The sequence below is a fragment of the Congregibacter sp. genome, assembly GCF_965662665.1.
GTDB lineage: Bacteria > Pseudomonadota > Gammaproteobacteria > Pseudomonadales > Halieaceae > Congregibacter.
Map to the genome: position 1 here is coordinate 1 of NZ_CBFIIF010000049.1, position 13,101 is coordinate 13,101.

The following is a 13,101-nucleotide window of genomic DNA, read 5'->3' on the forward strand; positions in this document are numbered from 1 at the left end:
AGCGATCCGGCAGCGTACTCCTCACAGGGATCGCACGAGCTCCGACACAGTGACAGCTACTTTTTCTCAGGCTTTTCCAGGTCCTGTATGAGATAGCCTAGCTCTTCGGCTCTTTCGGCAAACAGTACATGGGCGTCTTGAAGACCCTGGTTGTAGAAATGCGGGCCTAACTCCGCCGACAAAAACTCGATAAGAAACACGGCATCAAACGCTCCGATAGTCTGATCAAGCTCCTCGGAGAAATACGCCTTGAGCTTTTCAACCAAAGCTTCCTGCGCATCTTTTGATAGGGTCAACTCATCCATAAGCGTGCGGAACCTAAAAGCAAGTTGCGCTTAATAACTTAACACCCATGTTCGCGCATCCATGGACATTACCTTCCCATGTCACGCTGTAAGGTCTTACTGCCCAAATAAAAGTGCAGAGCTGCCCACAAATAGAGGCACTTGAAAAAGATCATCGACCACTGCAAGCCTTTAGCATTGGCCTCGCCGCAAGAGGACTGTGCCGATGCGGAGAGACTGATGTCTTTACACATCTCCAGCGAGAGACTCGGATCGATCCCCGACAAAAAACTCGCATTCAATATCGTCGACAAGCCACCAATGAATGGTGGCCCCAGGCCATAACCGAATAAGTTCACGATAAACAAAGTAACCGCCACCGATGTAGCGCGCATGCGACTGTCGACCACCCCGCCGGGCACGGCGTAAAGGGGACACAGGTATGTGTAGAGCAGCATTTGCCCCAACATCAAAATCGGAATCGCGATCATCAGGGAATCAAGTAAATAGCCCGCGATGAACATCGGCGCTGAACCCAGTAAAGCAATCATAGGGATCCAGGCCAAGGCCTTGGGGTAGCGTCCCGAGAACCGGTCCGCCAGGTAGCCCGACATAAAGGTACCGATAGACGCCATAACCGCTAGAATCATTGCGACCTTAATAGCTGCGTCAAACACCGACATCCCGTGCGTTCGGATCAGAAATGAAACAAAAAACTGGCCAACGCCATAGTTCACAAATGACGCGATAGTGACACCCAGGGTGATATGCCAATAAGAAGGTTTCTTGGCGAGAATCTTCAGCACCTCGGCAAAACTCACCTGCTCCTTATCCTGCATCTCTGGCGGGTCTGTGTAACCTCTGGGCGGCTCTCTGACAGTAAGTTTGAGTATCAGCGCGACAACCAGGCCTGGAAAGCCCACAATCACAAAGGCCACGCGCCAGCCTTCAATATTCTGCCAATCCAGCGCATTCATGGCCCAAACCCAGCCCCAGCTACTGAATAGATTGGCCACTGCGGCGCCATCGAGGCTGCCAGCAATAAACCCGCCGAAGACATAGGCAACCATGCCTCCCAAGGGGATGCCCAGAGCATAGGTAGACACCGCGGTGGAGCGCTGCGAGGGAATGAAGTAATCCGCAATAATTGAGTTAGCTGGCGGCGAACAGCCTGCCTCGCCAATGCTCACACCGATACGAAAAATAAACAGCGCGATGAAACTCGTGGCAAAGCCGCAAAGCACCGTCATCAGGCTCCACAGCGCCACCGAGCCCGCGATTATCCAAACGCGATGATTCTTCTCAGAAAAGCGCGCGATGGGAATGCCGATAAAGGTATAAAGCACGGCAAAGGCAGGGCCACCCAGCAAGCCCATCTGCCAATCCTCAACACCAAAGGTTTGCTTAATAGGTTCTGTAAGAATATTGATGATCGTGCGATCGATAAAATTGAACACATAGACGGTGAGCAAAGCACCCAATATGTATTTTCTATAGCCGCTCGTTCCGTAGCCACTGTCTGGGTGACTGCCCGCGAGATCTTTACCCGTGGAGGCATTGCTTATCGGCGAGGCTGTTTCCTGCATGTCTTCCTTAATGCTGTGCGCACTTTTTATTTTTTTACAAAGGGTCTAGCCAGGCATGATGCACAGGTAAACCCAACTTCGCGAGCTAAAAAAACTATCCTTGTGTGGGAAAGACATAGACATCTATCGTTGACGACAAGCTTTGTTGTGCCTGCACACCTGCATTTACAGCGCACAGGGTGAGGAAATGGGCCATCCGTTTCATTTACGAGAGTCTCCAAAGTGAGTAAGCGCTACGCCAGATAAATCGCGCGATTGGTGCCCGCAAGAAAACATAGTCATGTCTTTAATGGCAATATTGAAAAGCTTAGTAGCCACCCCTGATGTAACAGGACCGTCACCAGCCCACTGCCTGGGCTGCTCTTCGCGGATCAGCACCGGCAGTGAAGGTACCCAGTTCCTCATTTTTCAAAATCGCCTGGATGCTACCCAGAGAATACGATGGCGCAAGACGCAGCTTATGCCCCATCGATTTGAGGTCGTCAAACTGCCTCTGCGTGAGTCGGTCTTCATAGCGTACAGTTATCTCCGACCCCTCTTTGTAAAAGTTTGGCTCGGCAAACACGCTGAAGCGCGGCGCTTCGATAGCGGCCTGCACCGGCATCCCAAAGTCCAGCACATTAACCAGCACCTGAAACTGCGTTTGGCCGATGGTCTCCCCCCCCGGTGTACCCAGCGCCATCACAAACTCTCCATCTTTCATTACGATAATAGGTGAGTTGTTCAATATGGGAATTTGCCCCCCGCGGGCGTAGTTCACGTGGTCGGGATACGGTGCCGTGGATCCGACGCGTGTACCGTTGTTAAACGTCAGGCCTGTATCGCCCACGACCACGCCAGTGCCAAATGCGCCGCCGTGCGTAGGCGTGGCTGCCATTACGTTGCCGTCTTTATCGCGGATGGAAAAACTTGTAGTGCTGCCCGGAACACTCAATTCCTCTAAGGACTCCCGGGCCGGACTCACTAATTTGGCGGCCATACTCGCTGACAAGCTAGCCTGCGGCTGTCCTGATCCCGGAAAATCTATGGCTGCTGCCTGATTGATTAGCGCCCGACGCTTCTTCAAATAGCTTTCCTCCAGCAATGCCGCTACCGGAACCTCATGCAGTTTAGGGTCGGCGACGTAGTGGTAGATGTCGGCTTTCGCCACCTTGATCGCTTCGATGAGCAGATGCTGGGTGAGTGGGTTCTCCCAACCCATATTGGCAAGATCGAAACCCTCTACCAACTTGAGTTGCATGAGCACTTCCAAACCACCCCGTGACGTCGGCGGTGACGTATAGATATCGTAGCCACGATAGTTCGCGTGGATAGGCTCGCTCCAAATCGGTTCGTAGGCTGCAAAATCCTCCAGCGTAAACAGGCCGCCGCTTCTACTATAAAAATTCGCCATCTCTCTGGCGATATCGCCGTGGTAGAACAAGTCGAAAGCTGCTTGTAATGCGTCGACTCTGCTGGCATCTGCGGTCAGTGCGCGCTGCTCTGCGGCCACCAGGCGTTCGAAGGTCCGGGCAAGATTAGTCAGTGTGATCTTCTCGCCGGTTTGCGGGACTCGACCGCCCGGCAGGAACATCTCGCTGCTAGTGGGAAACTCCCTAAACAGCTTCTCGGATGACGCTATGGATCGGACTACCGAGGCCTCTATGGGGTGCCCATAGCGAGCGTATTCGATGGCCGGTGCCAGCACCTCAGCCAGCGATAAGGTGCCGTACTTCTGCAACAGCGATATCCAACCGCCAAACAGTCCGGGAACCACCCCCGCGTTGATTCCTTTATTAAGCTGTTCGGATTCCAACTTACTGGCATCAAGTGCTAAAGGCGCCGCACCAGTCGCGCTGAGGGAGTGCAAGGTATTAGTAGCGCTGTCATAGTAGGTAAAGAAACCGTTACCGCCAGCGCCAGACATTTGGGGCCGAACTACATTCAACGTCGCCAGCACTGCCACCGAAGCATCCGCCGCGTTGCCACCCTCCATGAGGATCCGCAGGCCCGCCATGGATGCCAGCGGGTGGCCAGCGGTTACCAATCCGTTCGGGCCGGGTACCTCTGGTCGATGGCTAAGCCGCGTACTGCTCATCTGCAGTGGGTAGGCGTTCTCCTGGGCGCTCAGATACTGAGGTGCGAGCTGAAGAACCAGCAGTGTCGCAAAAAGAATCAGGCTGTTACGGCTTTTCACAAGTGAGTCCTCGAGGTCTTAAGCGCTTTAGCAGCACCGTATCCTAAGTCAGGCAAGACCGAGAAGCGACTCTGCAAGACACTGATCTGCGCAACTCCGATAGAGAATTCTCCCAACCCATAAGCACAATGATCTAGAATCTCGCCAATGGAAAAATTTCGTTAACGCTATCAAGGACAATGACTCCGTGAGCGAGTTCGATACAGTTGTTATTGGCGGAGGCCACAACGGCCTCATCTGCGCGACGCTGCTCGCTCGTATCGGGCAACGTGTACTCCTTTTAGAAGCTAAGGACACGCTCGGCGGCCTTGCGGCGGATCGGGAATTTGCGCCTGGCTTCCACGCACCGGTGGCACAGACCCTCTACGGTCTTCAGGCGGCTGTCGTCAAAGATCTGCGCCTAACTGACTATGGCTTTACCGAAAAAGCTGATCTCATCGATCTTATCGCCCTATCAACGAAAGAGGCGCCTATCACGATAAGTGATGATGTCCTGCGTGGTGCGCAAGCCGACGACACATTGGCGTTTGTGAAATACCGCGCGCAGTTGAAAACCTTTGCCGACGCCCTCGCGCCCTTTTGGGGTAAGACCATGCCCCGCATCGGCATGGGTTCCCTGAAAGACCTCATGACCTTTGGCCACATGGGGCTCAAGCTCCGGCTCCTGGGTCGCGACGACATGCTGGAGTTTTTTCGGGTTGCCACATTACCCATGCGTGATCTTGTAGATGAACACTTTGAAAGCGACTCCTTAAAGGCGGCACTTTGCTGGGATGGTCTGGTAGGCAGCAAGATGGCACCCCGCTCCCCAAACCAGTCCGTACTCACCCTTCTCAACCGCATGGCTGGGAGGCATGAAGGGCAGCACATGATTCCTGCCGGGGGCATGACTGGGTTCATCACGGTTCTCGAGCGAGCTGCTCGCAGCGCTGGAGTGGAGATTAGAACAGACGCTGCCGTACAGAAAATCATCATCGACGGCGACGAGAACGGCCAGCACTGCAGTGGCGTTAGGCTCGCCAACGGCGGCGAGATAAGTGCTGGGTGCGTAGTATCAAGCGCCGACCCAAAAACGACATTTCTCAAGCTGGTCGGCGCAGCGCACCTTGAAATCGAATTCACCAATCGTATCCGCCGTCTGCGTTGTGATGGCTACGTGGCAAAAGTAAACCTGGCGCTGACCGATCTGCCGGTGTTTACCGGCATCGATCGCCCCGATGGCCGTATGATTCTCGCGCCGAGCATGGATACCCTCGAGTTTGCCTACGACAACGCCAAGTACGGCGAACTTCCCCAGCAACCTGCTCTGGAAGTACTGATTCCCAGTTTGCGGCAGCCCGGCCTGGCGCCAAAAGGACAACAGGTACTGAGCGCCAACGTTATGTATGTGCCTGGAGAACTCAAGGGCGGCTGGACGGACGAAGCGCGCCGCACATTTATGGCGACGATTATGCAGACGCTCGAGCAGTATGCCCCGGGAATAACGGCCCTTGTGAGTGCCTCCGAGCTACTAACGCCCGCAGATCTGGAAACCGAATACCACGTCAGCGGAGGTCACTGGCATCACGCGGAACCGGCCGTGGATCAACTCCTCATGATGCGACCGACCTACGAGGCGGCCCAGTACCGCACACCCATCGATGGACTCTTCCTCTGCGGCGCGGGCAGTCATCCTGGCGGTGATGTGAACGGCAATGCCGGGCGCAATGCTGCGCGGGAGATTTTGGCATGAGTCATTACGATGCAATCATCATTGGCGCGGGTCATAACGGTCTCACTGCCGGTGCGTATCTCTCTAAAGCTGGCCTACGCACACTGGTCGTAGAAAAGAACGACTACATTGGCGGCGCAGCGGTAACCCGCGAAATGCACGATGGCTGGTTTTACTCGAGCTGTTCCTACGTGTGCTCCATGATGCGCCAGTCAATCCACCGCGACCTGAATCTTACCCGCCATGGACTACTCCTAGTTCCCTATCTCGGCACCATCAACTTCAGTCCCAGCGGCGATCGGGTGCTCCTTGACTACGCTGAAGAAGAAGCGGCTTATCTGGAGCTGCGCAGACACTCACCCCATGACGCTGATGCGATGGCGCGATTTCAGGCAGACCTCGGCCGCTATGCACAGCTCATCCGCAAAACATTATTAAGAACGCCTCCCGATCCCAGCTCCTTTAAGCCCCGGGACATTATGGAAACCCTGTGGCTTGCCAAGCAGTTCTGGAATCTGGGCGAGCGCGAACTGTACGAGTACATCCGTTTTTTTACTATGAGTGCAGCGGATTTTCTCGAGGACTATTTCGAAAATGACCTGATCAAAGCCGCCATGGCAAGCCCGGGCATTATTGGTACGGCGCTGGGCGTGTATTCCCCAGGTTCCGCTTACATATTGCTGCACCACGTTATGGGCGATGTAGACGGCAACGTGGGCGCCTGGGGCCTGGCTCGCGGCGGCATGGGCGCGATTTCCCATGCCCTGGCGGGCGCGCTGAAAGAACACGGTGGCGAGATTCGCACCAATGCAGGAGTCGAAAAAATCATCGTCAAAGAAGGCGCGGCCGTCGGCGTTGTGCTGGAAAATGGCGACGAACTTTACGCCGACACCATCGTGTCGAATCTGGATGCGAAGCGCACCTTCACCAAAGTCGTCGACAAACACGATCTGCCGGCAGGTATCTTCGAGCGAGCAAAAAACTTCAAGATTCGCGGCTCCTCGGGCAAGGTCAACATTGCCCTTTCGGGCATGCCCAAGTTCAATAATGTACCGGATAACCGCTATATTAATCGTGGCGGACAGGGCTTTACCGGAACCCTCGAAACCATGGAGCGAGCCTATGACTGCTGGAAGCGCGGCCGCTGGTCTGATGACCCCTTTATCGAGACAGTCATACCCTCGGCCTGGGATCCCACGGTCGCCCCCGAGGGCTGTCATTGGATGTCCTGCTTCGTACAGTACTGTCCGCCCACGCTCGCCGATGGCGAGTGGAGTCCAGAAAAGCGCGATGCCTTTGGCGCCACAGTCATCGATAAGATCGAACGCTACGCACCGGGCTTTAAAGATCTGGTCGTGCACGCCGAAATCCGCACACCCCATGAGATTGAAAATGAGATAGGACTCACCGAAGGCAACATCTTTCAGGGCGAGTTAACCATCGATCAGCTGCTCTTTAACCGTCCCTTTCCTGGCTACGGTCAGTACCGCATGCCGCTGAAGAACATGTACATGTGTGGCTCGTCAACGCACCCGGGCGGGGGTGTGTCTTCTGCCTGTGGCGCGAACGCAGCGCGCGAAATCCTGCGCGATCTCAAGCGGCCCAATACGGTCCCCGAGGATGATTTCTACGATGAGTAATCCAGATATCCTTCGCGAGAACAGGTCTGATCCCTTTGCCGGTGAGCGCCTCAAACTGTCTCCCTTTCACGAGCGTCAGGCCGCGCTGAACCTTCGCGACGCCTGGTCTTCCTGGAACGGCTACAAGTTCGCCGACTATTACTACGACGTGGACTACGAATACTTCAACATCCGTAATACCTGCGGGACCTACGATATCTGCCCCATGCAGAAGTATCTTATCGAGGGCCCGGATGCCATGGCCATGCTCAACCGCATGGTCACCCGCGATGTCAGCAAGCTGCGCATTAACCGCGTCACCTATTGCTGCTGGTGTACCGACACCGGTCGTATGATCGATGACGGGACAATCTTTCGCTTAGGCGAAGAAAAATACATGCTGACCTGCGGAAGCCCAAGCATCGCCTGGCTGCGCAAAAGCTGCGTGGGATTCGATGAGGTCAGCGTCACCGAGCACACGGAAAACCTCGCAGCCCTATCGCTGCAGGGCCCGACGAGCTTCGCAACTCTAAAAAACATGGGTTTTGACGAAGTCGCTGAGCTCAAACCCTTCGGAATCCTTCATCTACCCTTTAAGGGGACGGAGATCATGATCTCCCGCACGGGCTTTACCGGTGACCTGGGTTACGAGCTATGGATAGACCCGGAGTATGCACTGGCAATGTGGGACGCACTGTATGTCGCAGGCGAACACTTCGGCATACAGCCTTATGGAGAGTCTGCGACGAATATGGCGCGCCTCGAAGCTGGCTTTCTGATGCCCTATATGGAGTTCAACGAAGCGCTCAAAACCGTTAACTTTGAATACGATCACACGCCTCTGGAGTTGGATTTGGGATGGATCGTTGATTTTAAAAAGCCGCACTTTAATGGTCGCTCGGCACTGCTCAAGCAGCAGCAGGAAGGACTCACGCGTAAGCTGCTCAAGCTGGATATCGAGGGCAACAAAACCGCAGAAGAAGCCATCCTCTACAACAACGAGGCTTGCAGCCACGAGATCGGATATGTGACTTCCGCCATGTGGTCACCTGCCGTGAAGGCCAATATTGCCTTTGCGTTTGTGAATACGAATGCCTTGGGCGGTGACATCTGGGCAGAGATTTACCATTACAAAGAACTGCGCCCCCATCGCAAGATGGCGCTATGCCAGATCAGCGACAAGCCCTTCTGGGTGAATCCCCGGGCGCGCCAGACACCTCCGGGGCTTACTTAGTAACTCGAGACCTGTTGAATTTCGTCCCGCCACTCCGACAAATTCATACCGATCGCAATAAAACCCAAAATCCATAGCGACTCGTCCCAGGCGAACATCCAGTGCCCCCCGGACGCCCAATAGGCAGCAATCAACCACAGGAAACCGTACAGCACAGCCTTACTGATGCGCGCGACTTTGAGAGCTGTTCCATCCGTAACCCCCTTTTCCTGCAGCCTCACCATCACCTCGATAAAAAACAAAATGCAGACCCAGAGCACCACTTCAAGAAAATCTGCCCAAGCCAGTTCCCACTCCACCCGTAAGCCCGCGGCATCGGTGATCAGTTGCCCCTGGTCAAACTGATACAGGGTTCCGGCCGACGCGATGGAGGCACAACTATCGGCAGTAATCTCCCAGTATTCCAAATTGCGCGCATAACTCAGGCCCTGCCCCGCGAACGCACAGACGTCCGTTGCCGCGTGCTCCACACTGCGACCCAGCTCCATCAGAATATTGCCAAAAGCGACGATGGTATGGCCGATGAAGACAATGCAGAGAAGTCGCAAACCCTGCATGACGCGTACACGGGTTTTTGTGAATGCGTCGTCAGATAGCAAATAGGTCTCGAGTTCCAACAAAAATAGCAGAAGAAACCACGCCGCCTCATCCAGAGTGGTGGCAAAAGCGGAGGTCCAGTCATGCCACTGCCAACCCGCGTGGACCGTATGACTGGCGACGGTAATGTCGTTGATGATGTAGTTGATCCAATTAACCAGCAGCAGACTATAGACAAGGATCTTGATGATCTGCCGCGGGTTCATCGCGAAAAAGCGTCCTCCCTGGTGGACGGAAGACAGGGGTGCCGAAGACACTGCTAAAGCGGCTTGCTCACCGCCACGCTCATGCGCTTTAGACAAGGAGGACTCCTCCGCTGGTCACAGGAAGCGGGCGCGACTCACAGCTCATTACAAAGCTCGGAGAAACCACTGGTAATCAAGATCCGGAATCTCGCCATGGTAATGGTCACTCTCTCCTTGACGGATCGCTGCGTAGGCATCAACAAACATCTGACCCAGGTAATCCGGCAGGATGTCGCCCTCACGAAAGAGCGTAATCGCTCTATCGAGTCGCGTTGGCAGGGTGGTTGAATTTTCCGAAAGATCAGCCTCTCTGGGTATGGGCTCTCCGGGATCGCGCTGACGTTTTGTACCCGCATGCATACCCGCCAACACAGCTGCCAGAACCAAATGAGGATTCGCGTCGGCGCCCGCGATACGATGTTCAATTCGCCGGTTGCTCTCCGTGGCCCGGGGAATGCGCAGGGCCACCTCACGATGATCATAGCCCCAGCTCGCCCCCGATGGTGCGAAGGCTCCGGCCTTGAAGCGGCGATAAGAATTCGGATTGGGCGCAAATAGCAGCATTGCCTGGTCTATCGTGTCGCCTAAGCCCGCCACCGCGTGACGCAGCTTGGGCATGAGGCGCGGCGGATCCACAGGATCGGGGTCCGCAAAGATGTTGTTTCCGTCAGCATCGTAAACGCTGGCATGGATGTGCAAACCGCTCCCCGCTAACTCGGCAAAGGGCTTTGCCATGAAGGTCGCTCCAAAGCCGTGACGACGTGCTACCCCTTTGACGATACGCCTAAGAAGCAGCGCGTGATTGCCGGCTGTTACCGCGTCGTCCTGATGGTGAGTGTTGATCTCCCACTGCCCCGGCGAGAATTCGCTGTGGATCGCGGTGAGCGGTACAGACTGAATCTCGCAAGCAGTTCGCACATCGTTCAGAAAATCGTCGCAGTCGAAAAGGTCATCAGGCATGCAGTATTGGATACCCTCTTGCCGCTGCCCAATACCCGGAATCTTCCCCAGTAAAGGTGCTGGTCGGGCCCCGTCACCATTGGCAAGCAGATAGAACTCAAGTTCCGTCACCACCGTGGGTCGCAGCCCATTGGCGGCGTAGCGCTCCAGTACTCTCAGCAGTGGACTGCGCGGATCCAGCCACTCGATATGCTCTTCACTTCGCGCAAATCCCGTGAGCACCTGTGCCATGGGTGTGGCGTACCAGGGCACACGAGCAAGCGTCCCTGCGATGGGGCGTATGATCTGATCTGGATCGCCGCCTATTTCGCTTTGAGGCACTCCGTCGTACAAGTCGCCACGAACACCGAGGAGCGGCACGGTTCGCGGCACAGAAAAGTTACCAGCAAACAAAGCGTCAAATTCCGCGCGCTGGAGGCGATTGCAGCGCAGGAGCCCGTTGATATCCGGCATCAGCACCTCGAGCAGATGAACATCCGGGTTCGCGGTGAGAAATTGCTCCAGTTCTTCTGGCTGGGCGAAATTCATAAATGTCTCTACTGACTTCTAATCGTGACAGTCAAAAAATACAGCCCAAAATCCTCCACCAGTGGTATCGGGGAGAAGTCAATCCACTGTACCCTTGAGCTAATCTCTCCATGTTAGCGTTAAATCCGCTTACGATGCACGGATACTAAGGAGCACTAGATAATGTTTGGCCTGCGCGCACTCGAGGAAAGCACAGAGCACACCGGCTCTTACTACGCCGCAAGCGCGAACTGGACAACCAACTATGCCCGTCTTGAAGAGGATCTGAGCTGCGATGTAGTCGTGGTTGGAGGTGGCTTTAGCGGCGTCAACACCGCCCTCGAACTCGCTGAACGCGGCTATGACGTGGTGCTCCTCGAAGCCAATAGGATCAGCTGGGGTGCCAGCGGTCGTAACGGTGGTCAGATTATCGGGGGCATCGGACACGACCCGGAGCGATTCATCAAGCGTATTGGCGAAGACGGCGTGCGAGCCATTTATCAGATGGGCATCGAAGCCCGCGACGTAATCCGCGAGCGCGTAGAAACCTACGATATTCAATGCGACCTCAAATGGGGCTACTGCGATGTCGCTCTCAAGCCGCGGCACATGAAGCAGTTTGCAGAGTGGCAGGAGTTCGAGCGCAGCATCGGCAATCCGCATGCGTACACGCTTCTGGACCGCGGTGAGCTCAAAGAATACGTGGTGTCGGATCGCTATCTGGGCGGACTGCACAATACGGCGAACGGCCACATTCAGCCGCTGAATTTATGTATCGGCGAAGCAAAAGCCGTGGAAACACTGGGCGGAAGAATTTTTGAGCAGTCTCGGGTTACTTCCCTGGAACAGGGCACTCTTGCCCGGGTGCGTACAGACCAAGGCAGCGTCAGTGCAAAACAGGTCGTTTTTGCCGGCAACGCCTATATGGGCGGTCTGATTCCAAAACTTGCCAGCCGTGTGCTGCCCTCCTCCAGCTCGGTCATCGCTACCGAGCCACTCCCTAAGGAGCTGGTGAAAAAGCTAATGCCTGGAGATGTAGCGGTTTGTGACCCTCGCACCGCCCTCGATTACTTCCGCCTGTCCGCCGACAACCGAATGTTGTTCGGCGGGCTCTCCAATTACACCGGCATGGAACCGAAAAACCTGGAGGCCGTTATGCGCAGAAAGATGACGGCGGTTTTCCCAGAGCTTGGCGACATGACCATCGATTTCGCGTGGAGCGGATGGATCGGTATTGGTCTGAACCGCATGCCCCAGCTCGGCAGGCTTGCCGATAACGTGGCGTACATTCAAGCCTACTCCGGCCACGGCGTTGCACCCACGCACATCATGGCACGCATCACCGCTGAAATGATCGCCAAAGAAACTACGCGCTTCGATATTATGGCGAAAATTAAGCACTGGCCTTTTCCCGGTGGCAAGCTACTCCGCCGCCCTGCACTGGCAGTGGGCATGGCCTATTACAAGGCCCTGGACGCGTTCTAGGGCAACAATCAAGAGTGCGACGGAGTCCAGACAGCTGAACTTCAACGCAGACGAAAGGCAATACAAGAGGCAAGCAGACGCATGAACGAGCCCGCATCATCAACTGTCATCGCGATCTTTGCCTACTGCAATGGCCTCATGTTGGCCGCCGGTCTCGCGCAACTTGGGTATCTGGCGCAACTTGCGAGAGCGTCGAATTGCACGGCGGATGCAACCGCCTTTGCCCTTCGCGACCGCTGAGCCCGCCGTGGATCTGTACACCACGACCATTGCCATCAGCGTATTGCTGTTTATCGCCATCGGCAGCTATGCGGGGCGCAAGGTCAAGAATATCGATGATTACTTTGTGGCGGGGCGCCGGGCGCCTACCCTGCTGATTGTCGGCACTCTGGTTGCCAGCGTCTTTAGTACCTCAATCTTTCTCGGTGAAGCCGGCTTCACCTATGACGGACAGCTCGGCCCCTATCTCTTGCTCCCGGGCATTGCCGTCACTGGCTACATCTACGGCGCGCTATTCTTCGGAACTTTTTTGCGACGCAGCCGGGCGTCTACCGTAGCCGAGTTCTTTGGCCAGCGCTTTGCCAGTCACCGGGTGCAGCAGATCTCTGGTCTCACCATCGTGCTGGGATTAGGCGGCTACCTGCTGGTTGTCACCCAGGGTGCGGCGATACTCATTTCCGACTTGACCAACATCAGT

General features: G+C 55.4%; 11 protein-coding genes. 6 read left to right on the forward strand and 5 right to left on the reverse strand.

Annotated elements, in window-relative coordinates; translation table 11 throughout:
• Nucleotides 1–56 precede the first annotated feature (56 nt).
• The 3 genes from ACTG39_RS13595 to ACTG39_RS13605 form a co-directional block, all read right to left on the reverse strand.
• The gene (locus ACTG39_RS13595; protein WP_439108106.1) at nt 57–305 is read right to left on the reverse strand and encodes a DUF2164 domain-containing protein; all 249 of its coding nucleotides are present in this window, start codon (nt 303–305) and stop codon (nt 57–59) included.
• Between the two features lie 68 nt (nt 306–373).
• Entirely contained in the window at nt 374–1,870 is a 1,497-nt protein-coding gene (locus ACTG39_RS13600) for a spinster family MFS transporter (RefSeq protein WP_439108107.1), read from the reverse strand.
• A 337-nt stretch (nt 1,871–2,207) separates the two neighbouring features.
• The gene (locus tag ACTG39_RS13605; RefSeq protein ID WP_439108108.1) at nt 2,208–4,046 is read right to left on the reverse strand and encodes a gamma-glutamyltransferase family protein; all 1,839 of its coding nucleotides are present in this window, start codon (nt 4,044–4,046) and stop codon (nt 2,208–2,210) included.
• A 187-nt stretch (nt 4,047–4,233) separates the two neighbouring features.
• Here ACTG39_RS13605 and ACTG39_RS13610 point away from each other — a divergent pair, with 187 nt between their 5' ends.
• From ACTG39_RS13610 to ACTG39_RS13620, 3 genes are read left to right on the forward strand one after another with little or no spacing between them, the layout of a single operon-like run.
• The gene (locus ACTG39_RS13610; protein WP_439108109.1) at nt 4,234–5,778 is read left to right on the forward strand and encodes a phytoene desaturase family protein; all 1,545 of its coding nucleotides are present in this window, start codon (nt 4,234–4,236) and stop codon (nt 5,776–5,778) included.
• Nucleotides 5,775–7,397 carry a phytoene desaturase family protein gene (locus tag ACTG39_RS13615; protein WP_439108110.1) on the forward strand — a complete coding sequence of 541 codons (1,623 nt, stop codon included), beginning with the start codon at nt 5,775–5,777 and terminating at the stop codon, nt 7,395–7,397. The genes ACTG39_RS13610 and ACTG39_RS13615 overlap by 4 nt, the downstream gene beginning before the upstream one ends.
• On the forward strand, nt 7,390–8,610 hold the full coding sequence (locus tag ACTG39_RS13620) for an aminomethyltransferase family protein (protein WP_439108111.1): 1,221 nt from the start codon (nt 7,390–7,392) through the stop codon (nt 8,608–8,610). The genes ACTG39_RS13615 and ACTG39_RS13620 overlap by 8 nt, the downstream gene beginning before the upstream one ends.
• On the opposite strand, the gene ACTG39_RS13625 is transcribed toward ACTG39_RS13620, so the two are convergent.
• Both ACTG39_RS13625 and ACTG39_RS13630 read right to left on the reverse strand, forming a co-directional pair.
• The gene (locus ACTG39_RS13625) at nt 8,607–9,509 is read right to left on the reverse strand and encodes a hypothetical protein (RefSeq protein WP_439108112.1); all 903 of its coding nucleotides are present in this window, start codon (nt 9,507–9,509) and stop codon (nt 8,607–8,609) included. The two genes, ACTG39_RS13620 and ACTG39_RS13625, sit on opposite strands and share 4 nt — an antisense overlap.
• 48 nt (nt 9,510–9,557) lie before the next feature.
• The gene (locus tag ACTG39_RS13630; RefSeq protein ID WP_439108113.1) at nt 9,558–10,940 is read right to left on the reverse strand and encodes a glutamine synthetase family protein; all 1,383 of its coding nucleotides are present in this window, start codon (nt 10,938–10,940) and stop codon (nt 9,558–9,560) included.
• Nucleotides 10,941–11,102: 162 nt separating this feature from the next.
• Between ACTG39_RS13630 and ACTG39_RS13635 the strand changes: the two genes are divergently transcribed.
• From ACTG39_RS13635 to ACTG39_RS13645, 3 genes are all read left to right on the forward strand, one after another.
• The gene (locus ACTG39_RS13635) at nt 11,103–12,404 is read left to right on the forward strand and encodes an NAD(P)/FAD-dependent oxidoreductase (RefSeq protein WP_439108114.1); all 1,302 of its coding nucleotides are present in this window, start codon (nt 11,103–11,105) and stop codon (nt 12,402–12,404) included.
• Between the two features lie 81 nt (nt 12,405–12,485).
• The gene (locus ACTG39_RS13640; RefSeq protein WP_439108115.1) at nt 12,486–12,644 is read left to right on the forward strand and encodes a hypothetical protein; all 159 of its coding nucleotides are present in this window, start codon (nt 12,486–12,488) and stop codon (nt 12,642–12,644) included.
• Nucleotides 12,625–13,101: sodium:solute symporter family transporter (locus ACTG39_RS13645; RefSeq protein ID WP_439108116.1), on the forward strand; the 477-nt coding region annotated here is incomplete at its 3' end. The genes ACTG39_RS13640 and ACTG39_RS13645, both read left to right, overlap by 20 nt.

What these genes read in the sequence shown, in the direction of transcription:
- ACTG39_RS13640 (WP_439108115.1), top strand. Translation starts at nt 12,486, where the DNA reads ATGAACGAGCCCGCATCATCAACTGTCATCGCGATCTTTGCCTACTGC.
- ACTG39_RS13635 (WP_439108114.1), top strand. Translation starts at nt 11,103, where the DNA reads ATGTTTGGCCTGCGCGCACTCGAGGAAAGCACAGAGCACACCGGCTCT.
- ACTG39_RS13630 (WP_439108113.1), bottom strand. Translation starts at nt 10,940, where the DNA reads ATGAATTTCGCCCAGCCAGAAGAACTGGAGCAATTTCTCACCGCGAAC.
- ACTG39_RS13620 (WP_439108111.1), top strand. Translation starts at nt 7,390, where the DNA reads ATGAGTAATCCAGATATCCTTCGCGAGAACAGGTCTGATCCCTTTGCC.
- ACTG39_RS13595 (WP_439108106.1), bottom strand. Translation starts at nt 305, where the DNA reads ATGGATGAGTTGACCCTATCAAAAGATGCGCAGGAAGCTTTGGTTGAA.
- ACTG39_RS13600 (WP_439108107.1), bottom strand. Translation starts at nt 1,870, where the DNA reads ATGCAGGAAACAGCCTCGCCGATAAGCAATGCCTCCACGGGTAAAGAT.
- ACTG39_RS13615 (WP_439108110.1), top strand. Translation starts at nt 5,775, where the DNA reads ATGAGTCATTACGATGCAATCATCATTGGCGCGGGTCATAACGGTCTC.